Source organism: Acidovorax sp. NN32, from assembly GCF_057597245.1.
The window spans coordinates 397,096-419,434 of the sequence record NZ_CP199679.1; the positions used below are offsets into that span (position 1 = coordinate 397,096).

The window sequence follows — 22,339 nt, forward strand, 5'->3', positions numbered from 1 at the left end:
TGATGAAAAACACTATTAAAAACATAGCTGCTAGCGATTTACCATCAAGCGCTAGAGGTCTATTTGTTTCAGTTTTTGCAGTGGGACTGCTGGGTATCGCCGGCTGCTCGGCGCTGCCCAGCCCGCCCTCGCGCCCCGTGCTCTACGACTTTGGCCCCGGTCCGGTCGCCACGGCCCCCAGCGATCGCCGCGCCCCCCTGCCCCCGTTGGCGCTGGCCGATGTAGAGGCCCCGGGCCTGCCCGAGGGCAGCAACGCCGTGCTCTACCGCCTTGCCTACGCCGACGCCCAGCAGCTGCGCCCCTACAGCCAGGCCCGCTGGAGCCAGCCACCCGCCCAGTTGCTGCAGCAGCGCCTGCGCGAGCAGCTCGGCCAGCGCCGCGCCATCCTCAAGGCCGACGACGGCGCGGCCCAGGCGCGCGACGCCGCTCAGGGCGGCCGCTTGCCAGCCGTGCTGCGCGTGGAGCTGGAAGAGTTCAGCCACCTGTTTGCCAGCGCCTCGGACAGCGCGGGCGTGGTGCGACTGCGTGCCACGGTGGTGGACCTGACCCCGGGCGGTGAAGCGCTGCGCGGCCAGCGTGTGTTTACCGTACGCACCCCGGCGCGCACTGCGGATGCGGCGGGCGGCGTGGCCGCACTGGCCGATGCATCGACCCAGGTGGCGCAGGAAGTGGCTGATTGGGTGGAGCAGACAGGGCGTTAATCCAGCGCATGGGCTGGGTGCAGCTTGCTGCTACCTTTCAAAGTAAAGCGCGGGCGCCAGATTCCAGTCGCCAGCGCATGTCACCACCCTGAGCGTGCTGATGGACACCGAAGTCCACGCACGGCCCGATTTTGGGTAGCCATAGGCGCAAACACCGTATCTCCGGCTTGCGGAGTTGGCATGGTTGAACAAGGGGGGATCGTAGTAGGTCGGGTCGATGTGCAGTACCAGTGCCGCATCGGTATCTCTTGCGGGCACCCTCAGGTTGTTGGGCAGCTTCTGTTGCTGAGCAGCAGACAGATCGGTTTTCCAGTTGTCCGCAATCCGTTGGGGGAAGGGCTTGTCCACGTACTTGATTTCGAGCACAGCGTCCTCAGTGGTCGTTTCAGATAGAAAGGCGAACCCTTGTGCGCCCATGTCCGGATTGATGACTGTGCATGCGATGAGTGGCTCGGCTTGGCTACTCCAACCTGCGGAAGAGACGTTGAGCATGGCGCTTTCCGAGAACAGAGGAATGATGCAACTCGCCGATGTCGCACCGGTCGTCTGCGCGATGGAGAGTACGGTCACTGCAACTAAAAGCCTGGTTTTGAATGCCTTCATTGGATGGTCCCTGCTGGTGATGATTTCTGTAGTGAGTGGTATGTTGTTGCCGCGCCGCATAGATTAGCTGGTTTCCGTGTTTGTTTTGCCCTCAATCCCCGTCACCACCCGCGCATAGCGCGCAAAGCTCCAGTACGCCCAGGCCCAGTCCAGCAGCACGACCAGGCGGTTGCGAAAGCCGATCAGGAAGTAGACGTGCGCGAACAGCCAGAACAGCCACGCAAAGTAGCCTGAAAAGCGCACCGGCCCAGCGGGCGAGGTGAGGTCCACCACGGCGGAGTTGCGGCCGATCGTGGCCAGGTTGCCGTAGTCGCGGTAGCGAAACGGCTGCGTGGCCTGGCCGGCCAGGCGGCGCAGGATGTTGGCGGCCGTGGCGCGCCCCATCTGCTTGGCGCCGGGTGATACACCGGGAACGGGGGTGGGCTCCTGGCCGGGCGCGTGGCTCTTGGCAGCAGCCAGGTCGCCGATGACGCTGATCTCGGGGTGGCCGGGCAGGCTGAGATCCGGCGCTACCACCACGCGGCCCGCCCGGTCGGTGTCGCAACCCGTGGCCCCGGCCAGCTGGCGCCCCAGCACCGAGGCCGCCACACCGGCCGCCCAGACAATGCATTTGCTCTTGATTTGATAGCTGTTTGCGCTTGTTGGTTGAGCGCTGGATGGCGATTCGACCATCAACCCGTCGCTGTCGATGGCGGTGACGCGGGCGTTCAGGCGCACTTCCACGCCCAGCTTTTCGAGCTGCTCCCTGGCGCGCTGGCTCAGTGCCTCGGGCATGGACTGGAGCACGCGGGGGCCGCCTTCGAGCAGGATGATTTTTGCGCTGGCCGGGTCGATGTGCCGGAACTCGCCGGGCAGTGTGTGGCGTGCGATCTCGGCCAGCGTGCCCGCCATCTCCACGCCCGTGGGGCCTGCACCCACGACCACAAAGTTGAGCCAGTCGGCGCGGCGGGTGGGGTCCGCTTCCTTTTCTGCCGCCTCGAAGGCCAGCAGGATGCGGCGGCGGATCTCGAAGGCATCGTCCAGCGTCTTGAGGCCCGGGGCATGGGGTGCCCAGTCGTCGCGGCCGAAGTAGCTGTGGGTGGCGCCTGCAGCGACGATCAGGTGGTCGTAGGGCAAGGGCGCCGACGGGTGGGGCCCGTCCTTCAAATGCACGGTGCGCGCTGCCACGTCGATGTGCGTGACTTCGCCGAGCAAAGTCGTGACGTTGGGCTGCTGCCGAAACAGGTGCCGGATGGGCGCAGCGATGGCCGGCGCCGACAGCCCGGCCGTGGCCACCTGGTAAAGCAGGGGCTGGAAGAGGTGGTGGTTGGTCTTGTCGATGAGCGTCACATCCAGCGCGGCACCGCGCAGCGCACGGGCGGCTTCGAGGCCGCCAAAGCCGCAGCCGATGATGACAACACGGGGGCGGGGCGAGGGAGCAGAAGAAGTGGTCATGCCCCCATTATTGGGGCTTGCAGCTTCCGGGCAGCCTGTGAAACGGGCGCCCTCCGGGACAAGGGCAGCCAAGCAAGGGCCGCCCCGCAGTGAGGGCTGCGTCCCCCCGCCCGCAGCGCGCAGCGCTACGAGAGCGGGGGGAAGTGGCGCAGCCGCTCAGGGGGGCTCACATCACGCCATGAAACCCAGGTTGGTCGGGTAGTCGGCCCCGCCAAAGTGGCTCAGGTTGGGCAGCACGCCCGCCAGTTCGCTGTTGCTCACGCCAAACCAGCTGGCCAGCGTGGCCGCGTACTGGTCCACCGAGGTGCTGGGCAGCAGGCGGCCCTGGCCCACATGCCACTGGTCGTTGGCATCGGCAGTGTTGGTGATGCTGACTGGCGGCGCCTTGCCATAGAAGGCCTTGCCCTTGACTGCGCCACCCACCATGAGATGGTGGCTGCCCCAGCCGTGGTCCGAGCCGTCGCCGTTGGAGCTGAGCGTGCGGCCGAAGTCCGAGGCCGTGAACGCCGTCACCTTGTCGGCCACGCCCAGTTCGACCGTGGCGTTGTAGAACGCGGTCATAGCTTCGCTCACGCGCTGCATGAGCGTGGGCTGCTGCGAGATCAGGTTGTCATGCAGGTCGAACCCGCCCAGCGACACCATGAACACCTGCCGTTTGCTGCCCAATGCGGTGCGTGCACCAATAAGGCGGGCGACCATCTTGAGCTGGTCGGCCAGCGAATTGCTGGTGGGGAAGGCCGTGGCCAGCGTGACACCGGCCAGCCCGGAGGTGATGGAAGCCTCGGCGCCCACAGCCCGCGCGGTGACGCGGTTGTATTCGTTCTCCAGCGTCTGGCCGCTGGTTTGCTGGATCAGCGAGGTCAGCGCTGCGCGCACGGCCGTGGAGCCGTAGACATTGCTTTTGACGCCGTTGATCGGGATCGCACCGTTGGTGCTGACCTGGTACTGCAGCGCGGAGTCGCCCGAGAGGAACACCGCATTGCCCGTGACGGAGATGCAGGTGAACAGCGAACTGCCGTTGGAGGACAGCGCCAGGTCGCCGATGTTGCCGCCCCAGCCCACGGTGGAGCCTTCGGGCGAGGACGACTGCCAGACCGATTGCTGGTCGTTGTGCGAGAACAGCTTGGGGGGCAGCGGGTACAGCGCACGGTTGCTGCCGCTGTATTGCGCACGCGTGAGTGGAACCACCAGGGGGCCCACGTTCAGCTGCACGGCTGCCTTGCCGGTGTTGAACAGGTTGGTCAGCCCGGTCATGGCAGGGTGCAGCGCGTACTGGCGCCCACCGGCCAGTGGCGTGGTGGGCGCGAGCAGGGTGGGGGTCAGGGCGGACTTGGCCAGGGCAATGCCCCCCGCCGTCTGTCCGGCACCGCCTCCGCGCGCGGCGCTGTATTTGTTGTAGCTGTCGTCGTCATAGGTAATGACGGTGTTGGCGTAGTCGTTGCCGCCGTACAGGAAGACGCAGACCAGCGCCTTGTAGTCGGTGGCCGTGAAAGCTGCGGCTTCGCCCACGGCGGCGAGATTGAGCGCAAAGGGCAGGGCGGTGCCTGCCATGCCCAGCTGGGCCGAGCGGCGCAGGAAGGCGCGGCGGGAATGGAGGTCGGGTTGGAGGAGATGCATGGCGGCGCGCCTTATTTCTGGATCAGGTATTCGGCCGAGGCCATGACGAGGAAAATCGCGGCCGCCACGCGGTCACGTTTGGCGTTGTCCGTGCTTGCCGCCGTGACGGGGGTCGTCTTGAGGGCGTCTGCGATGAGCTTGACGGTGGCTGCAGACAGCTGGCCAGCCGTCATGAGCAGGTTGATCCGGTCCACGAGCGCATCGGCATCGGCCACGATGGCCAGTTCGTTGGTATAGGCCGCCTTGATGTCGAAGCCGTTGTTGCCGTTGCTGCCGTTGTTGGGCAGGTCTGGCGCGTTCACGAAGATACCGTTGCGGATCACGCCCTGCATGTAGTTGAGGTAACCGCCCACGCTGCTCTCGTTGACCAGCTGGAACTCGGGCGCCACGGCACCGGCCGTGGCCAATGCCGTCGAAGGCGGCACATAGCCCGGCCGGAAGAAGTTGAACACCGATGGCGAGCGCAGCGGGCTCTGCGCCAGGCGCGAGCCGGCCGAGCTGAGGTCGCCGATCTTCCAGCTGCCGTATTGCGACGCGATGCCAAAGGTGCGGCCCCACTGCACAAAGCGCAGCATGGGCTCGCGCAGGCGGCCGAACATGGGGTCCGTGAGCCCGGCGGGCGCGCGGGCTTCGTCGTCGAGCAACACAGCCTTGACCACGGCCCGCAGGTCGCCCCGCACGCCGAGGCCGTTGTTGTTGAAAGCGGCCGCCACACGGCTGATGTAGCCGGGTGACGGGTTGCTGGTGACCAGGCGCTGGATCAGCTGCTTGCCGATGAACGGCCCCACGTTGGGGTGGTTGAAGATGGTGTCCAGCGCCGTTGTGAGCGCCGCCGCACCGGGTGTGCCAGCGGCAACCGTGGTGCCCAGGAAGGTGGCGGCCAGCGTGGAGTGCCGCGACTCGTTGAGTGCCATGGGCAGCCGCGTGAAATGGGTGCTGGGCACGGTGCGCGTGGTGCCGGGCACGGTGGTCGGGGCATTTTGCGACTGGTCGTAGTCGTAGCCTGTGAACACGCGTGCCAGGTTGGTGATGTCGCTCTGCGTATAGCTATCGACCACCTGGCCCGAGCCATTGCGCTTGGCTGTGCCATCCTGGTTCAGCTCCACAAGCCCGATGGACATCAGCTGCAGGATCTCACGGGCATAGTTCTCATCGGGCTGGCGGCCGGTGGAGGGGTTTTCCTTCTGGTTGCCGCGCGTGTTGAGGTAGTAGCCCATCGCGGGGTTGAGGGTCACGTCCTCCAGCAGCTTGCGGAAGTTGCCAAAGGCGTTGGCAACCAGCTGGTCCCAGTAGTGGGCGATGGCATGGCTGCGCCAGCTGAAGTCCAGGCCCGAGAGCGATACCACGCAGATCTCGGACAGCGCGAGTGCCACGCGTTTGCGCAAGCCGTCGCTGGATGTCATGAGCTGTTGCCAGATCATGTAGTCGCCCGGGTAGGTGTTGTCGTAGTACGACGTGGCGTTGTCCACCGTGTTGTACCCGCGCTGGTTCAGCCAGTCCCACCCCTTGGTGCCGACGGGCAGGCTGAACTGGTTGTTGATCCAGCTGTCGTAGGTGCTGGCGCGCAGGGTGGCGATTTCGCCGGTGGATGCCGAGAACTGCGCTTGCAGGAGGAACCGCGCCGCTTCCTGGTCGGTGTCGGCCCGTGTGTAGGTGTAGCTTCCAGCTCCCGGGGCTGGCGGTGGGGGCGGCGGCGTCGCAGGCCCTGGAGCGGGTGTGGGGCCGGGTGCTGGTGCAGGCCCTGGGGCGGGCGGCGTGGCGGGACCCGGTGCGGGGGCCGGGCCAGGCGCAGGTGCCGGGCCAGGGGGGGGCGCAGAGCCCGGTGTTGGCGTCGTGGGCGGGCTCACGGTTTCATCAGCCGCGTCACCACCACCACAGGCCGCCAACGCCACGCTGGCCAGCAGGGCGGCGAGCGTGGCCTCCTTGGGCAACGGGGCCGGGCGCGGAGCCGGCTTTGTGGTGTCGATTCCCTCTGCGACCTCGGCAGGCGCTGCTGCGCAAGGCTCCTCTTTCAACAGTGTCATGGTGGTTCTGCTAGTTGTTTGTCACGCGAGCAACACCCTGCGTAGAGCCTTCCAACGCATTGCGTGCACGGGCCGTCTGCGTTGGTAGCTCTGCCCTGGGTGCCAAGGCCGGTGAATCAAGTGTATGGATTTGCAACTGGGAGCCACTCGGGCTAAATCGTTATGAATGACTACAAAAGTCACTAAATGCAACTTTTTACCCAATGAGGTCGGTTTCGACTATGGCGTATTCACCCACGGTTTTCTGAGCGGCGATCCTGAGCGGCTTGTCTGGCATCGGTGTAGTCCACAGGCCGACGTTCTCTGCCTCTGACTGCCTACGTGTGGCGCGCCGCGGGGTTTCTACAGTGGGCTCATCGCTGACCGGCACCGTTTACCGCCATATCGGTGGCATGGCCGCAGCGAAACAACCGCAAGGAAGAAGACCATGAACGAAGACACCCTCAAGGGCAACTGGAAGCAGTTCAAAGGCAAGATGATTGAACAGTGGGGCAAGCTCACGAACGATGACTTTGACGTCATTGATGGCAAGCGTGAACAGTTCCTGGGCAAGCTGCAGGAGCGCCAGGGCATTGCCCGCGACGCAGCCGAAAAGCAGCTCAAGGAATGGCAAGAACGCCACCCGGACTTCCGCTTCAACGACTGACCGGTTGCCCGGCGCAGGGGCCCGGCCCCTGCCCTGCAGCAACACGGGAAACGACGGCTCCCGCACCCTGGTGCAGACAGCTGGACACCCCTGAATCACCCAATCCCGAGGAGAAACCCATGAAATTCGCACGTACTCTGATCGCATCCGTGGCTGCCGGCCTGCTGGCAACCTCTGCCTTCGCCATGACCGAACCCGAGCACAAGGCCGCCAAGGAGCGCATCTCGGCCGACTACAAGGCTGACAAACAAAAGTGTGATGCCCTGAAGGCGAACGCCAAGGACGTCTGTGTGAAGGAAGCCAAGGGCAAGGAAGATGTGGCCAAGGCAGAACTGGAAGCCCAGTACAAGCCGAGCCCCAAGGCCACCCAGAAGGTGGCAGAAGCCCGCGCTGACGCTGCCTACTCTGTCGCCAAGGAAAAATGCGATGACCTGAAGGGCAATGAAAAGGATGTCTGTGAAAAGGACGCCAAGGCTGCCCAGGTGAAGGCCAAGGAAGATGCCAAGGTTGCCGCAGCGCAGGCCAAGCCTGCTGACAACGCCGCCGAAAAGGGCGCCGCCGTGGCAGAGGCCCGCAAGGATGCCAACGCTGAAAAGAACGACGCCAACTACAAGGCCGCCAAGGAGCGCTGCGATGCGCTGTCGGGTGATGCCAAGTCCAAGTGTGTAGACGACATGAAGCGCATGTACGGCAAGAGCTGATCCGCTGGGGACCTGTCAGTGGCCGGTACTCCCAGCCGCTGGCAGTCTTCACAATGCCCCGCCCCGTGCGGGGCATTTTTTATTGTGGGGTCCGGATGGTGCTGAGCGGTTGATGCCGAACTGACCTGCATCAACACGCCCTGGTGGCTGGCGGCCTAAGCTCGTTCCCTGTTTTTGTCTCGCTGCAAAGGGATTCCCATGGCACAACTTGAATGGTCGGACGCGCTGGCCCTGGACCTGCCCCTGATGGACGACACCCACCGCGAATTCGTAGACCTGCTGGCCGCCGTGGACCGGGCCGACGATGCGCAGCTGCTCTCGACCTGGCATGCGCTCGTGGAGCACACCGATCACCATTTTGCGCAGGAGGACGCCTGGATGGCGTCCACCCGTTTTGCCTCGGGCAACTGCCACAGCATGCAGCACCGGGTGGTGCTGCAGGTCATGCGCGAAGGGGGGGTGAGGGCCCAGCAAGGCGACCTGCAAGTGCTGCGTGTGATGGCCAGCGAACTGGCACTGTGGTTTCCGCAGCACGCCCAGAGCATGGACGCTGCACTGGCCCTGCACTTGCGCCGTGTGGGCTTTGACCCGGTCTCGGGCGTGGTGCACGCGCCGCACGCGTTGCCGGGCGAATTGATCCAGGGCTGTGGTGGATCGACCTGCTCCGACACTTCGGCCGGTGTTGCCGCCACCGAGCCAGCGGCAATGGCCTGAGAGCGTCAACAGGCTCTTACCCCCGTGCGCAGGCCGCGCCGGTGTGGCATGCTGCCAAGTCTCTAGGCAAGTGGGCGGCATGACCGCTGTGTTTCATGGCCGAAACCTCTTCCCCAGTGGCTCTGTACGACGAGGCCGCAAGTCTCCAAGCCCTGCAGCGCTATGGCATTCTCGACACGCCGATGGAGCCCGCCTACGACGACCTGGCAGGGATTGCGGCCCATGTGTGTGAAGCCCCAGTCGCCCTGATCAGCCTGCTCGACAGCCACCGCCAGTGGTTCAAGGCCTCAGTGGGGCTCCCGCTGCGGGAAACCCCGCTGGACCAGTCCGTGTGCCGCTACGCCGTGCGGCAGCCCGGCGTTTTCATCGTGCCCGACCTGGCGAAGGATGCGCGTTTTGCGCACTTCAGCATCGTGACCCAAGAAAATCCGCTCCGCTTCTATGCCGGGGCGCCGCTGGTCACGCCCGATGGTTATGCCCTGGGCACGCTCTGCGTGCTGGACCACCGGCCGCGCCATCTGTCCCCAAAGGCCCAGGACATGTTGTGTGCGCTGGCGCGCCAGGTGATCCGCCTGCTGGAGCTCAAGCGCGCCAACGACCGCCAGGGCCAGATGCTGGTGGAGCTGGAAGAAGCGCGCCGCCAGATGGCCGTGCTGGCCCATACCGATGTGTTGACCGGCCTGGCCAACCGGCGCTCGTTCACCGCGCGTCTTTTGCAGGAGCAGGCCCTTTTGCGGCGCGACGGTGAACCCGCCTGTCTGTTGATGATGGACATCGACCACTTCAAGCGCGTCAACGACGTGCATGGCCACCATGTGGGCGACCAGGCCCTGCAGCTTTTTGCCACGCTCTGCCGCGATGTGTTCCGCGCGGCCGACATGGTGAGCCGCTGGGGCGGCGAGGAATTTCTGGCCCTGTTGCCTGCTACCCGGGTGGAGCAGGCCCAGGCGGTGGCGCAGCGTGTGCATGACGCGCTGACCACCCACCCGGTGCCGGGGGTGATGCCGCCCTTGGCGCTGACCGTGAGCATGGGACTGTCCAACTTCGATCCCCTGCGCCCTCTCGACATCACCCTTCGCGCGCTGGATTCAGCGCTCTACGCAGCCAAGCGCGAAGGCCGCAACCGCACCGTGGTGGTGTAAGTGCAGCGAATTTGCTTTAATTTTGATAGCTGCTAGCGCTTGTCAGTAAAGCGCTAGGGCCATATTCTTTCAATATTTCGACGCTGCTTGAGTGCCCTGCGGTGCGGGGCAGTATCAGCGCAGCCATGCGCCATGAAAGATCCCGCAGGGCCCGGCGCACGGCGGGCGAATCCTGCGCACCCACGGGGTTGGCATCGTTGCGCGGGCAGAACGCAGCCTCCAGGACGTGCTGCTTGGCGCAGACCAGCGCCACCCGGTCTTGCGCCCGCAGGGCCGCCATCAGCTGGTCGCGGTGGCGCTGCACGCGCTCCGCTTCGGCCAGCGTCAGGGTGGGTGGGGGCGCGGCAGCGCCTGCGGCCGGGCCGGTCAGGTGCTGTGCCCAGGACAGGGGCGTGGTGCGCGTTGTCATACAGCGCTCACCGGCGGTGTAGGGGGCGTGGCGGGGCGCGCAGCCGGTGGGGCGGGAGGGCGCACCTCCGGTGGCGCCATCGTGCGGCGGGGCGGCGTGTTGCCCTGCGACAGGCCGTACCAGTTCACCTTGCGCGTCAGCACCATCACAGCGGTCAGTACCAGGAACAGCGCAATGGCACCCACCACCAGGGCCGTCTGCTCCAGCTGCAGCAGCACATACAGCAGGCCATACAGCACCGCGATGCCCCCTCCGAGCGGGATGCCCCGCGCCAGCCCACCCAGCATGTGGCTGGCGTAGTAGGCGAGCAGCAGCACACAGGCGCTGGCGGCCACGGCATACGAGATGCCAAACGGCAGGTGCTCCGACAGGCTCACCAGCAGCAGGAAGAAGCTGCACAGCGCGCTGCCCACCAGCAGGTACTGCACCGGGTGCACGCGCAGCTTCTTCATCAGTTCGAACAGGCCCACGGCCACGAAGGTGAGGGCAATGAACAGCACGCCATATTTGGTGGCGCGGTCCGACAGCGAATAGGGGTTCACCGGGTCGATGAAGGCCACGCTGAAGCTGTCGGCGCAGTCGCCGGGGGTGGCGCCTCCGGGCACATAGTCGCTGTGGCCGCCATCGTCTGTGCCGCCCAGGCAGATGCGTTTGCCGTTGGCAATGTCGGCCTGCGCCGTGGTGGCCAGCGACGACAGGCGCCACTGGGCCGCGAAACCGGTCTTCTTGACCTCGCGCTCCGACGGCAGAAAGCGGCCCCCGAACGACGGGTGGGGCCAGCTGCTGGTCATCTGCACCTCGGTGTTGCCACCCAGCGGCACAAAGGCCAGGCGTTCGGTGCCCACCAGTTCCAGGTCCAGCGTGGCGGTCAGTCCGTCGGCCTTGCCGCGCACCGATTCTGGCAGTGCCGCATGCAGGCCCCGGCTGTAGGTGGGGTGGAAGGTGCCGGGCTTGAGGGCCAGGGTCTGCGAATCCAGGGTGAACTGCGCGGTGCGGATGCCACGCGCGTCGCCCACGGCCATCATGACGATGGGCGCGCCGCAGTGCATGCGCGAGTTTTTCATGCTGCTTTGCGGCACCAGGCTGGCCAGCGGCCCCCACTGCGCCGTCACGTGGGCCTTGAGGTTGAACGTGTTCACCTTGTGCAGGCCGCGCGCACGCTCTTCCATCGCGGCGCCGGTGCTGAGCTTGAGCTGCTCGGGCATGGCGGTCAGCAGGAACTCGCGGCGCTGCTCCACCATGCGGCGCTCGTCGCCCTTGCCGGTCTCTACCTCCCAGCTCTCCACACAGGCGCTGTGGATCATCGGGCCCATCAGCGTCTGCGGTCCGGCCAGGCTTTCGGCCACGCTCTGGGCGGTGATGCTGCGGTAACGCAACCGGTCGCGCACCACGTCTTCGATCATGCCGAGGCCAAAGAGCAGCAGCACGGTGATGGCGGCCAGCGCGGCCAGTTTGGTGAACAAGGGGTGTTTGAGCAAGAGATCCTCCACAAATGATGTTGTGGAGGCAGTGTTGGGGCCCGGTGTGAGGGCGCTATGAAGTTTGTGAGGCCAGTGTGAAGTCGGGCGTTGTGTCGGCATGACCTGTCAGGTCATCGACGGCCGAACTCCTTGCACCTACAAACGGCACATGGCTATAAGAAACACGTTTAGGGGGGCGACATGCGCTATGGGGTTCCGGTGATTCTGGTCTTGGTGGCAGTGGTCCATGCCCTGCCGCTGGTGGGCGTGCTCGGGGCGGGCAAGCTGGCGCAGCTGTACGGCACCCCGGTGCAGGATGCAGGCGTGGAGCTGCTGTTGCGGCACCGGGCCGTGCTTTTCGGGCTGCTCGCCGCCTTCATGGGCTATGCAGCCCTGCGCCCCGATCTGCATCGGCTGGGCCTGGTGGCGGGGCTGGTGAGCGTGGTGTCGTTTCTGCTGCTGTCGTGGCTGCAGCGGGGCAGCGCGCTCAGCGCCCCGCTGGTGACGGTCGTGCGGGTGGATGGGGTGGCACTGGCCTTGCTGGTGGTGGGGCTCGCTCTACACCTGCGTCGCTCGCACTAACTGGCGGGAAACTCCAGCGCCACTTGCAACCCAGGCCCGGTATTGCGCACCACCATCTGCCCCCCGTGCAGCGCCATCACGCGCTTGACGATGGCCAGCCCCAGGCCCGATCCGCTGCGCTCGCCGCCTGGCCGCGCGGTGGTGAAGAAGCGTTCGCCCAGGCGGGGCAGGGCGTAGTCGGGCACGCCGGGGCCGCTGTCCCGCACGGCCACGGTGGCGCCGTCCAGCTCCACCTGCACCGTGCTGCCTGCGGGCGCAAAGTCGATGGCGTTGTCCAGCAGATTGGTCAGTGCCATGGTCACCAGCTCGGCCTCCCAGGGGCCGTTGCTGCCCGTACCGGACAGGGCCAGCATGATGCTGCGTTGCGCAGCACGGGCGCGTGTCTGGCCGATGGCAGCCTCGGCGCAGGCCTGCAGGGCCACAGGCGCGCGGCCCTCGGCGTGGTGGCGCTGCTCCAGTTTGGACAGCTCCAGCAGCCGGTCGATGATGCGCTGCAGGCGTTCGCTTTGCTGCACCACCTGGGTCGCAAATTCGGCACGGTCGGCGGCGGGCAGCTCGTCCTGCAGCAGCTCGCCCGCGCCCCGGATGGCCGCCACAGGGCTTTTGAGTTCGTGCGTCAGCGCGCGCACGTAGCCCTCGATGTAATCGCGCCCCTCGAGCCGGGCACGCATGCGGTCCATGGCGCGGGCCAGGTCGCCCAGCTCGCCCGGTACCTCGGGCACGGCCAGCGCCGTGGTGGGCGTAGCGCCGGGGTCATGGCGCTCGCCATCGGCGGGGCCCTGCACGCTCAAGGCGTAGTCGCGCAGACGGCGCACGTTCCACACCATCCACAGCGTCACGGCCACGCCGACGGCGGCCGAGAGCGCCAGTAGCAAAAGGCCGCCCATGAACACCTTGCGCTCGGCGCGGTCGATGAAGCGCTGCACGGTGCGGGTGGGTTTGGCCACCGTCAGCACGCCTGCAATCTGTTCTTTCACGTAGATGGGCGCCGCCACATGCATCACGCCGCTGGTATCGTCGTCTTCCACATCGCGCGTAGAGCGTGCGCCGTACTCGCCCCGCAGCGTGCGGGCCACGTCGCGCCACTGCGAGTAGTCGGCGCCGATGGCGCGGTTCTCCGAGTCGAACAGCACGCGGCCCGTGGTGTCGGTCACATAGATGCGGTAGTCCAGTGACTGCTTAGAGAAGCCCCAGATCGCCGCATCGATGGGCCGCGTGGCATAGCGTCGCACATGCTGCGCAAACGGGCTGGTGCTGCTGTTGTCAGCCCCCGCCGCCAACCGCCCGGCGGCCAGGTCTTCGCTGGCCAGCTCGGCCAGGATGTTGGCCGTGTCCACCATCATGTCCTCCATCACCTCGCGCACGCTGGGCTTGATCTCGGCCATGAACACGCGCAGCACAAAAAACGCGGCGATGCCGTTGATCAGGAAGAAGGCGAACAGCAGGCGGATGCCCAGGCGCATGGGGCAGTTCTCTTAAAAAATCTTGACCGGCAAAGCGTCTCAGAAGCGCTGAGTATCGGTATGGAGCAAGACGATGTGGGGGACGGGCAGTGCGTAGCACGCCTGGCGGACATGCTGGTCAGATCGTACAGGCGGTTGAATCGCAAGGTGAATTTGGCCAGGAAGCGCGATGCGGGCTTCCTGTGCGTGATGCTGCGACCCAGTCCTTGCGATCTGGCACGAGATGCACCGTGGGGACGCAAAGCCTGTTGCGTGGCCTAACTAAGTTGCAAGCGCACAACGTTTTCGCTCGAAACCAGGTCGGTACGACCGTGCTGCTCCAGCGATCCCGTGCTACCCGCTGTTACCGCTTGAGACATGTCACCTAGGCTGAACCCGGAGCTGCCCACGGTGTGGCGTGGGCTTCTGCCAATTTCATGCAGCAACAGGAGACAAGTTATGAACAAAATGCGTGCCCTTTCAGCGGCCGTGCTTGGGTGCTTTTCGTCGTTTGGCATGGCGCAAAGCGCGGCTGACGGGAGCAGTGTGACGATGTACGGCATCGTCGACGTTGGCATTCACCATGTCACCGGAGCACCCGGCGGCTCTAAGACCAGCCTTACCAGTGGGAACATGCAAGGTTCGCGCCTCGGATTCAAGGGAAATGAAGACCTGGGCGGTGGATACCGCGCCGTCTTCACGCTCGAATCGCGGCTCGAAGCTGACACCGGCGCACTGGGCAACCGCCCCATTTCCCAAGGTCGGCTGCCGGACCGACTCAGCAACGCTGGATCGTTGGGCCTGCCCGCTGCGCTTCAGCCTGCTGTGTCCGCAGTGGCCGCCCAGATCGGTAATTCCGTGGGCGTCAACTTGGGCAACAACTTCTTTGATCGGCAAGTATTCACCGGCCTGATCACCCCGTTCGGTGCCTTCACATTCGGGCGACAGTACACACCGGGCTACTTGGCCAACGCCAACTTTGACGCGATGAAGACCGAGTCCAGCCTGTCACTGGGACAGTTGGTGGCGATTCCGGCTTCGTTCGATATCCGCGTGAGCAACTCACTCCAGTACGGTCTGCAATGGAACGGATTCACCGCCACCGCGATGTACGCAGCCGGGGAAGTCGCTGGCCGTTCGAGCGCTGGGCGGCTGTGGGGTGCCATGGCCATGTACAACGGCAACGGCTATTCGTTCGGCGGCGGTTACAACACACGCAACAACGAACTGGGTGAAAAGTCGCTGACGACCGCTGTCCTCGGCGCGACGCTGGATGTCGGGCCGGGCACCCTGTCGGGCCAATTCAGCGTCATCAAGGACGACCATCCCACCAACCTGTCCGGCATTTCCGCCGTCCTGTCTGCCAACCCTGCCACGGCACCAGTGGCCGGTCTGGTGCAAAACGCCTTCATTCAGGGTTTTCGGCAAGACGCACGCCTGTTCCAGGTTGGCTACCGCATCACCAGCGGCGTGCACGCCGTGACCGTGGCCTACAACAACATGAACGACAAACGCCCGTTCAATGCGGATCGCGCGTCGTATGGGGTGGCTTACACCTATGCACTGTCCAAGCGCACCGACCTGAATGCCGTACTCACACACCTGAACAACAAAAACACGTCGCAAGACATGTTGGGCGGCAACGGATTTCTGGGTGGCGTTGCGGCAGCGCCCGGAAAAGACGTCAATAGCCTGGCACTGTCGATTCGCCATCGTTTTTGAGGGCTTGCAGAGCGGAGGGCATCCGTGTGCTGCGCCGCTCAGGCCCTACACACTACCCCGCCAGATAGTCCGCCTGTCCAGCCCTCCGGCCCGAGCATTTCTCAGTTTTCGGTGGCATGCGGCCGTGGCCTGCACGCCAGTGCTCGTGCCTGCTGGGGGCGGGACGCCTTGCAAGGGCCCGCTCTACTACCTATGAGTGCGTGTGATGTCATCGACTCCATCGACGGGGGCCAATGGGGTTTTAAAAATCGATGCAATACCCCATGCCCCGGTGCGTGCTGATGTACTCGCGCCCCGGGTCCACCTCGCGCAGCTTGGCGCGCAGGGTCTTGATATGGGTGTCCACCGTGCGGTCGGTGCTCTCGCTGTCGTCGCCCCAGGCAGCGGCCAGCAGCGCGTCGCGCGAATGAATGCGGCCTGCGCCTCGCAACAGGTGGGACAGCAGGCGGTATTCGCGCCGGGTCAGCGGCAGGGCCTGGCCGCGCAGGCTGATGCGCTGGCCCGTCTCGTCGTCGAGGAACAGCGCGGTGGCCGTAGCGGCGGGCGCTGCCGGGTGGCCGTTGCCGTTCCCGTTGCCCGCGCGGCGCAGCAGCGCCTTCACGCGTGCCGCCAACTCGCGCGGGCTGAAGGGCTTGGTGAGGTAGTCGTCCGCGCCCAGCTCCAGGCCCAGCACGCGGTCGATTTCTTCGCCGTGGGCGCTGAGCATCAGCACGGGCAGGGCGGCCGTGGACGCCGCGTTGCGCACGTCGCGCAGCAGGTCCAGCCCGCTGCCGTCGGGCAGGCCCACGTCCAGCACCAGCAGGTCAAAACGGGCGCGCTGCAGTTGCTGGCGCGCATCGTGTACCAGCAGGCTGTGCGTGACGGTCAGGCCATCGCGCTCCAGCGCATAGGCCACGGTGCGGGCGATGGCGGGGTCGTCTTCGAGCAAAAGGAGTTTGGCAGACATGCCTCAATCATCCCCGGTGCTGCGCACCCCGCGCAGACAACGCAACTGGCGCGGCGCAGGCCAGGGACGCCGAGCAAGGGCCGCCCCGCAGTGAGGGCGTCGTCCCCCTTGGGGGAAGGCGCCGCAGGCGACTCAGGGGGTATTCCATGTCAGCGTGCAACGAGGATGGGGAACAATTTACCCAACCCGTCGGCCATCACCTCTACGGCCAGGGCGGCCAGGATCAGGCCCATCAGCCGGGTCATCACGTTGATGCCGGTCTTGCCCAGCACGCGTGCAATCGGGTCGGCCAGCGCAAAGCAGACGGCCGTGGCCAGCGCGATGACCACGCCGTAGCCCACCAGCGCCGCGTGCTGCCAGAAGGTCTGTGCGCGGTCGGCATAAATCACCACCGTGGACATGCTGGCTGGGCCGGTGAGCAGCGGGATGGTGAGCGGCACCACGGCAATGCTGCTGCCCGCTGCTGCCTTCTCGGCCCCTTCTTCGTACTCATTGGTGCTGGGCTTGGCCTCAGCGGGCTGGGCGTTGAGCATGTTCATCGCGCTGATGAGCAGCAGCATTCCGCCGCCCACCTGAAAGCTCTGCAGCGAGATATTGAAGAAGTCCAGGATCTGCAGGCCCAGCAGCGCACAGGCCGCAATCACACAGAACACGCTGAAGCTGGCCACCTGGATGGTGCGTCGCCGCTGCGGGTACGAAAAGCCCTGCGTGTAGTGGATGAAAAACGGCACGATGGCCAGCGGGTTCACGATGGCGAGCAGGGTGATGAGCGGTTTGAGATCCATACTAGTTTTCCGTTTTGAAGCTTGTCGCCCATAGATTTTCGACTTGGCACTGTCGAGGCCAGTGCCCCCGCGCAAGGGCCGCCCCGCCGCGCTGGGGGCGTCCCCCTCCCGCTTCGCGTAGCGAAGCGAGAGAGGGGGAAGGCGCGAAGCGACTCAGGGGGTGCTTCATTACCTTCCTCCAGAGACTTCAAGCAATGACATGGTGGTGTAGGGCGACGCATCCGACATCAGCCATACGATGGCCTCGGCCACTTCTTCGGCCGTGCCGCCGCGTTGCATGGGCACCTGGTGGGCCAGGTCGCGCACGCGGTCGGGCAGGCCGCCGCTGGCGTGGATGTCGGTCTCGATCAGGCCCGGGCGCACGGCGTTCACACGGATGCCTTCTGCCGCCACCTCGCGTGCCAGGCCGATGGTGAAGGTGTCGATGGCGCCCTTGGCCGCCGCGTAGTCCACATACTGGTGGGCCGCGCCCAGCCGCGCGGCGGCGCTGGAGACGTTGACGATGCTGCCGCCCGCGCCGCCGTGGCGGGTGCTCATGCGGCGCACGGCCTCGCGGGCGCAGACAAAGCTGCCGATCACGTTGGTATCGAACATGCGGCGCAGGCGCGCCACGCTCATTTCGTCCACCCGCTGGGTGGTGTCCACCACGCCCGCGTTGTTCACCAAGGCGGTGATGCGCCCGAGTTGTGTATCCACGGTGGCAAACATGGCCAGCACCTGGGCCTCGTCGGCAACATCGGCCTGCACGGCCAGCGCGGTGCCGCCTGCGGCGCGGATCTGCTGCACCACTGCATCGGCGGCGGCCTGGTTGCCTTGGTAGTTCACCGCCACCGCCCAGCCCTGGCGCGCGGCCAGTTGGGCGGTGGCGGCGCCAATGCCTCGGCTGGCGCCGGTGATTAAGACGATCTTGTCCATGAAATCGGGGTCTCCTGCAAGAATGGCGCATTGGAACAGGTTCTGGGTGCTGCGGGCAGCGGTTTGCAGCAGGCACACCTCCACTCCGGCGCATTTTTATCAAGGAGATTGCAGCATGGGACAGTTTGTCGATCTGACTTCGGGTGACGGTTTTGTATTTCCGGCCTGGGTGGCCCAGCCCGATGCCGCACCGCGTGGCGCCGTGGTGGTGCTGCAGGAAATTTTTGGCGTGAACTCCCACATTCGCGCCGTGGCCGACCGCTTTGCGGCGCGTGGCTACCTGGCGGTGGCGCCTTCGACCTTCCACCGCGTGAAACCCGGCGTGGACCTGGGCTACACCGGCGACGACATGCAGGCTGGCATGGGCCTGAAAGCGGCGGTGGAGGCGCTGCCCGCCCCTGGCGTGATGCCCGACATCCAGGCCGCCATCGACTACGCCGCCGCGCAAAGCGGCCGCAAGGTGGGCATCGTGGGCTTTTGCTGGGGTGGGCTTCTCACTTGGCGCGCGGCCTGTACGCTCACCGGCCTGTCGGCCGCCGTGCCCTATTACGGTGGTGGCATGACCAGCCCTGACGAAGCTGCGCGCCAGCCGCGCGTGCCTGTGCTGGCTCACTTTGGCGAGCGCGATCACTGGATCCCCGTGGACAGCGTGCAGGCCTTTGCCCGCGCGCAGCCGGGAGCCGAGGTGCACATCTACGCCGCCGACCATGGCTTCAACTGCGACCAGCGCGGCAGCTACGACGAGCCTGCGGCCATGACGGCACGCGACCGCACCCTGGCGTTCTTCGACAAGCACCTCGCATGAATTGGAATCCCCCCTGAGTCGCTGCGCGCCTTCCCCCAAGGGGGACGACGCCGTCGCTGCGGGGCGGCCCTTGCTTGGCGTCTCTGGCGGGGGCGCGCCCATTGCAGGCGCCAGGGCGCAGCGATGAACTGCTCAATGTTTGGAGGCCGCCATGGCGAGTTCGACGTATATCCAGGTTTTGAGGCAAATTTGGCCGCTACCGATTGCCTGTAAATCGATAGCAGCTATTGTTTTAATAGCATTTGGATTTCAGGCCCACGCGGCCGACTACACCGGCCCCCTGTTCGATGCGCACCTGCACTACAACGAGGAAGCGTGGGACGGCAAAACCGGCCCCCACCCGCCCGCTGATGTGCTCGCGCGCATGAAGGCCAGCGGCGTGCGCGCCATCGTGGCCAACTCGCGGCCCAACGCGGGTTCGCTCACGCTGGCGGGCCTGCCGCAGACGCGTGAGGCGGGTGTCACCGTCGTGCCCTTTGTGCGGCTGTACCGCAACCGGGCCGACTACACCGGCTGGTTTGCCGACGAGAGCATCTACACCATGGTGCAGACCGAGCTGGCGCGCGGCACGGCGGCCGGGCCCTACCGGGGCATTGGCGAGTTCCACCTGTACGACAGCGCCAATGCCGACGGCCCGGTCGCCAAAAAGCTCATGGTCCTGGCCGAAGAGCGTGACCTGGTGGTGCTGGCCCATGTGGACGATGTGGCCATCGACCTGCTGATGGCCCACACGCCGTCGAAGGGCCAGAAGGCGCGCCTGATCTGGGCCCACACCGGCATCGGCGGTGCGCCCGTGGAGCGGGTGGATGCGCTGATGGCGCGCTACCCCGGCCTGGTGGGCGAACTCTCGTACCGCCCGGGCCTGGTCTGCGACGACAACCAGCTGTGCCCCGCCTGGCGTGCGCTGCTGCTCAAGTACCCCACGCGCTTCGTGATCGGCTCGGACACCTGGGTCAACCAGCGCTGGCAGCACTACGAAAGCCTGATGCAGGGCTACCGCCAGTGGCTAGGTGGATTGCCTACCGATGTGGCGCGCAAGGTGGCGTGGGACAACGGGGCGGGGTTGTTCGGCGTCCAGGCGCCGCGCTGATCTTGCGACCCAAGGTCCCCGCCCGATCGCACCCCGTGCTACCGGCTGATACGCCCGCGTGATGGCCCAGCCTCCGGTGCACGCGGCGGTGGTGGCGGGAACCACAGGGTGAACACCGTCGGATGGCCTGGGGCGCTGCGCACGTAGACCAAGCCTCCATGCAATTCCATGGTGCTTTTTACGATGGCCAGCCCCAGGCCAACGCCGGGCGCTTGTTCGTTGCTCGGACTTTCAACCCGGTATGCGCGTTCAAAAATCCTGGCCTGGTGCTTGAGGGCGATGGGTTCGCCCTCGTTAGAGACCGAAATATGGCAGCCGCCATTTGATGCCACCGATCCTGAGAGCACAACCGTGCTGCCTGGGCGGGCGTGGCGAATGGCATTGGTCAGCAGGTTGCCGGTGGCGCGGGTGAGCAGGGTGTCATCAGCCCAGACGTGGGCGCTCTGGTCTACCTGGAGCGCCAGCTCCAAACCCCGCTCCTGGGCGAGCAGTTCGAAGAAGGCTGCGATGGCCCCCAGCCGTTGCTCCAGCGGGATGAAGGTGGCATGAACGGCGCTTTGCTGGCTCTCGGCGCGCGCGAGGAACAGGATGTTCTCGATCATCCGCCCCATGCGCTCATACGTTGGCACAGCCGACTCGATCACCGCACGGTATTCGTCCGCACTGCGGGGACGGTCCAGCGTGACCTGCGCGACCATCAGGAGGCGGTGGATGGGAGTGCGCAGATCGTGCGCAATGTCGGACGACACACCCGACAGGCGGGTGAAGGAATCCTGGAGCCGGTCGAGCATGTTGTTGAACGCCCGGGCCACAGGTTCCAGCTCGGCAATGTTGTTCTCGGGGGCCAGCCGTTCGTGCAAGGCATGGGCGCTGATGCGGTTGGCCGTGTTGGCCAGGCGGTGGGCCGAGGACAGGATGAGCTTGGCGGTGCACCATGCGAAGAGGCTCGCGGCCAGCGCGCCGACGCCCAGCGTGATGGCAAACACACGCCATGAGCGCAGGGCAAAGGCATGGCCCCGCGCGTGCAAATCCTCTGCAGGGATATGGACCATGCCTCCGTTGCTGGCGAGCAGCGGCAGGAGGTCGTTGAAATCCTGGCCCAGCAGGTAGATCACCATCCAGAAGCTGGCCGTGATCAACAGCAGGGTGATCAAAGAAATCGCCAGCGCGATCTTCAGGGGCAGAGAGCGCCGCAGGAAAGTCCTCGCCCTAGGCGTTGTTTCGGAGTTCGAGGACATAGCCGACGCCCCTGACGGTGTGAATGAGTTTTTCGGCGAAGGGCTCGTCGATCTTGGCGCGCAGTCGGCGCACCGCCACATCGACCACATTGGTGTCACTGTCAAAGTGCATGTCCCACACGTTCTGCGCGATCAGGGTGCGCGATACGACCTGGCCGGCATGGCGGGCCAGATAGTCCAGGAGAACAAACTCCTGGGTGGTGAGATCAATGCGCAGCGCGCCCCGTTTGACGCGCCGGCGCGCGGTATCGACTTCCAGCTCGCCCACGCGCAGCACGCCCTCTGGTGCGGACATGGGTGCGCGGCGGCGCGCGACCACCTGGATGCGTGCCAGCAGTTCGGAAAACGCAAAGGGCTTGACCATGTAGTCGTCGGCACCCAGCAGCAGCCCCTTGACGCGGTCTTCGACCTCATCGCGGCCCGATATGAAAAACACCGGTGTCTGTTGCTGTGTGCGAATGCCCTGCAGCACATCCCAGCCACTGGCGCCCGGCAGCCCCACGTCGAGCAGGATGAGGTCGTAGTGCCCTGAGGTGGCCAGGTGCAGGCCTTCCACCCCGTCGAACGCCGTGTCTACGACATGGCCATGCTCGGTCAAGCCCTTGTACAGGTAAGCAGCGGTTGATCGTTCGTCTTCAATGGAAAGCAAGCGCATGTGACGAGATCCCGGCGGTTTCTCAAGGGACAAAAAAAAGGTGGAGTGCAGACGGATGGAGGGAAGCTGCGGATTGACTTTGGTGGATTGTTGAAGGTGCGTGTGGATTTGAGAAGCTTGCTGGATCGAAATGCACTGTTGCGAATTCACGAACAGTCGTGAGTGCTTGTGTGCGGTCTCGCGGGAGGATTGGTCTGGAGCGCGACCATGATCCTCGCGGATGCTTCGGGTGCGCCGTTTGCGCTAGGGATCCTCTGCACGAATCGAGCGGCAAGTGGGCGCTGCGGATCGGGATGGGCTGCAAGGCGCAAAACGCAGCAATAGCCGCAGCTATTGCGAGTATTTGCAACGCCGCAGACCGCCCGAGACTGCAGCTGCACACGGCGCGGTGATTTGTGCAGAGGGTCCCTAGCCCTTGCGCAATCAGCGGTTGTGTCTCCTCACCCGATTTCGCGGCAACCTTTCGGGCCGTGGTGTTTGCAGCCAGTCTCTGCTTTTGCAGCGGTTTTGCAAGTCCAGGCTATCTATCTATCTATTGCACACCGTGTCTGGCGTACCCATCCCGCCAAACCGCTGTGTGCCTCCCGGGGATCGCCAACAGCCTTTCAGTTCGGAGGGAATGTGGCACCTGTGAAACGGCGTTGTCCCAAACCGAGGGGGGGGCGCATGCGTGTCCCCCGTGGTTGCGCTCTGCGGTCTGTGGGCGGG

General features: G+C 65.4%; 21 protein-coding genes. 9 read left to right on the forward strand and 12 right to left on the reverse strand.

Annotated features, from left to right (window positions below; genetic code table 11):
- Positions 1 to 2 precede the first annotated feature (2 nt).
- On the forward strand, positions 3 to 701 hold the full coding sequence (locus ACT89O_RS01845) for an ABC-type transport auxiliary lipoprotein family protein (protein WP_487261668.1): 699 nt from the start codon (positions 3 to 5) through the stop codon (positions 699 to 701).
- 30 nt (positions 702 to 731) lie between these two features.
- Here the strand turns inward: ACT89O_RS01845 and ACT89O_RS01850 are convergent, their stop codons facing one another.
- The 4 genes from ACT89O_RS01850 to ACT89O_RS01865 form a co-directional block, all read right to left on the reverse strand.
- Positions 732 to 1,304, reverse strand: a complete 573-nt coding sequence (locus ACT89O_RS01850) for a hypothetical protein (protein WP_228897645.1) — start codon at positions 1,302 to 1,304, stop codon at positions 732 to 734.
- A gap of 63 nt (positions 1,305 to 1,367) precedes the next feature.
- Entirely contained in the window at positions 1,368 to 2,738 is a 1,371-nt protein-coding gene (locus ACT89O_RS01855; RefSeq protein WP_487261669.1) for an NAD(P)/FAD-dependent oxidoreductase, read from the reverse strand.
- Between the two features lie 171 nt (positions 2,739 to 2,909).
- The gene (locus ACT89O_RS01860) at positions 2,910 to 4,355 is read right to left on the reverse strand and encodes a DUF1501 domain-containing protein (protein WP_121421982.1); all 1,446 of its coding nucleotides are present in this window, start codon (positions 4,353 to 4,355) and stop codon (positions 2,910 to 2,912) included.
- An 11-nt stretch (positions 4,356 to 4,366) separates the two neighbouring features.
- Positions 4,367 to 6,379, reverse strand: coding sequence for a DUF1800 domain-containing protein (locus tag ACT89O_RS01865; RefSeq protein ID WP_487261670.1), 2,013 nt, complete (start codon positions 6,377 to 6,379; stop codon positions 4,367 to 4,369).
- A 427-nt stretch (positions 6,380 to 6,806) separates the two neighbouring features.
- On the opposite strand from ACT89O_RS01865, the gene ACT89O_RS01870 reads away from it, so the two are divergent.
- The 4 genes from ACT89O_RS01870 to ACT89O_RS01885 all read left to right on the forward strand — a co-directional run bounded on the left by ACT89O_RS01870 (position 6,807) and on the right by ACT89O_RS01885 (position 9,582).
- Positions 6,807 to 7,025, forward strand: coding sequence for a CsbD family protein (locus ACT89O_RS01870; protein WP_055398709.1), 219 nt, complete (start codon positions 6,807 to 6,809; stop codon positions 7,023 to 7,025).
- A 119-nt stretch (positions 7,026 to 7,144) separates the two neighbouring features.
- On the forward strand, positions 7,145 to 7,726 hold the full coding sequence (locus ACT89O_RS01875) for a hypothetical protein (RefSeq protein ID WP_121421983.1): 582 nt from the start codon (positions 7,145 to 7,147) through the stop codon (positions 7,724 to 7,726).
- A 198-nt stretch (positions 7,727 to 7,924) separates the two neighbouring features.
- Positions 7,925 to 8,440 carry a hemerythrin domain-containing protein gene (locus tag ACT89O_RS01880; protein ID WP_487261671.1) on the forward strand — a complete coding sequence of 172 codons (516 nt, stop codon included), beginning with the start codon at positions 7,925 to 7,927 and terminating at the stop codon, positions 8,438 to 8,440.
- A gap of 95 nt (positions 8,441 to 8,535) precedes the next feature.
- Entirely contained in the window at positions 8,536 to 9,582 is a 1,047-nt protein-coding gene (locus tag ACT89O_RS01885; RefSeq protein ID WP_487261672.1) for a sensor domain-containing diguanylate cyclase, read from the forward strand.
- Positions 9,583 to 9,598: 16 nt separating this feature from the next.
- On the opposite strand, the gene ACT89O_RS01890 is transcribed toward ACT89O_RS01885, so the two are convergent.
- Both ACT89O_RS01890 and creD read right to left on the reverse strand, forming a co-directional pair.
- Entirely contained in the window at positions 9,599 to 9,991 is a 393-nt protein-coding gene (locus ACT89O_RS01890; protein WP_487261673.1) for a hypothetical protein, read from the reverse strand.
- Entirely contained in the window at positions 9,988 to 11,469 is a 1,482-nt protein-coding gene (gene creD, locus ACT89O_RS01895) for a cell envelope integrity protein CreD (RefSeq protein WP_487261674.1), read from the reverse strand. The genes ACT89O_RS01890 and creD overlap by 4 nt, the downstream gene beginning before the upstream one ends.
- Positions 11,470 to 11,652: 183 nt before the next feature.
- On the opposite strand from creD, the gene ACT89O_RS01900 reads away from it, so the two are divergent.
- Positions 11,653 to 12,033 (forward strand): phosphopantetheine adenylyltransferase, encoded by a 381-nt coding sequence (locus ACT89O_RS01900; RefSeq protein WP_121421987.1) that lies wholly within the window; start codon positions 11,653 to 11,655, stop codon positions 12,031 to 12,033.
- Here ACT89O_RS01900 and creC read toward each other — a convergent pair.
- The gene (gene creC, locus ACT89O_RS01905) at positions 12,030 to 13,496 is read right to left on the reverse strand and encodes a two-component system sensor histidine kinase CreC (RefSeq protein WP_487261675.1); all 1,467 of its coding nucleotides are present in this window, start codon (positions 13,494 to 13,496) and stop codon (positions 12,030 to 12,032) included. The genes ACT89O_RS01900 and creC overlap by 4 nt on opposite strands.
- 438 nt (positions 13,497 to 13,934) lie before the next feature.
- Here creC and ACT89O_RS01910 point away from each other — a divergent pair, with 438 nt between their 5' ends.
- Complete coding sequence (locus ACT89O_RS01910; protein WP_487261676.1) at positions 13,935 to 15,197, forward strand: porin; 1,263 nt, start codon at positions 13,935 to 13,937, stop codon at positions 15,195 to 15,197.
- Between the two features lie 241 nt (positions 15,198 to 15,438).
- On the opposite strand, the gene ACT89O_RS01915 is transcribed toward ACT89O_RS01910, so the two are convergent.
- From ACT89O_RS01915 to ACT89O_RS01925, 3 genes are all read right to left on the reverse strand, one after another.
- Complete coding sequence (locus tag ACT89O_RS01915; protein WP_218301224.1) at positions 15,439 to 16,143, reverse strand: response regulator; 705 nt, start codon at positions 16,141 to 16,143, stop codon at positions 15,439 to 15,441.
- A 149-nt stretch (positions 16,144 to 16,292) separates the two neighbouring features.
- Positions 16,293 to 16,928, reverse strand: coding sequence for a MarC family protein (locus ACT89O_RS01920; RefSeq protein WP_055402029.1), 636 nt, complete (start codon positions 16,926 to 16,928; stop codon positions 16,293 to 16,295).
- Between the two features lie 168 nt (positions 16,929 to 17,096).
- Positions 17,097 to 17,843, reverse strand: coding sequence for an SDR family oxidoreductase (locus tag ACT89O_RS01925; protein WP_487261677.1), 747 nt, complete (start codon positions 17,841 to 17,843; stop codon positions 17,097 to 17,099).
- Positions 17,844 to 17,958: 115 nt separating this feature from the next.
- Here ACT89O_RS01925 and ACT89O_RS01930 point away from each other — a divergent pair, with 115 nt between their 5' ends.
- Positions 17,959 to 18,648 (forward strand): dienelactone hydrolase family protein, encoded by a 690-nt coding sequence (locus ACT89O_RS01930; protein WP_055402028.1) that lies wholly within the window; start codon positions 17,959 to 17,961, stop codon positions 18,646 to 18,648.
- A 151-nt stretch (positions 18,649 to 18,799) separates the two neighbouring features.
- A complete protein-coding gene (locus ACT89O_RS01935) occupies positions 18,800 to 19,738 on the forward strand; it encodes an amidohydrolase (RefSeq protein ID WP_487261678.1) in 939 nt (312 codons plus the stop codon).
- A gap of 38 nt (positions 19,739 to 19,776) precedes the next feature.
- Here the strand turns inward: ACT89O_RS01935 and ACT89O_RS01940 are convergent, their stop codons facing one another.
- Both ACT89O_RS01940 and ACT89O_RS01945 read right to left on the reverse strand, forming a co-directional pair.
- Complete coding sequence (locus ACT89O_RS01940) at positions 19,777 to 20,892, reverse strand: heavy metal sensor histidine kinase (protein WP_158603838.1); 1,116 nt, start codon at positions 20,890 to 20,892, stop codon at positions 19,777 to 19,779.
- Positions 20,893 to 20,947: 55 nt separating this feature from the next.
- Positions 20,948 to 21,631: a heavy metal response regulator transcription factor gene (locus ACT89O_RS01945; protein WP_431151582.1), complete on the reverse strand. Its 684-nt coding sequence runs from the start codon at positions 21,629 to 21,631 to the stop codon at positions 20,948 to 20,950.
- Positions 21,632 to 22,339: the final 708 nt, after the last annotated feature.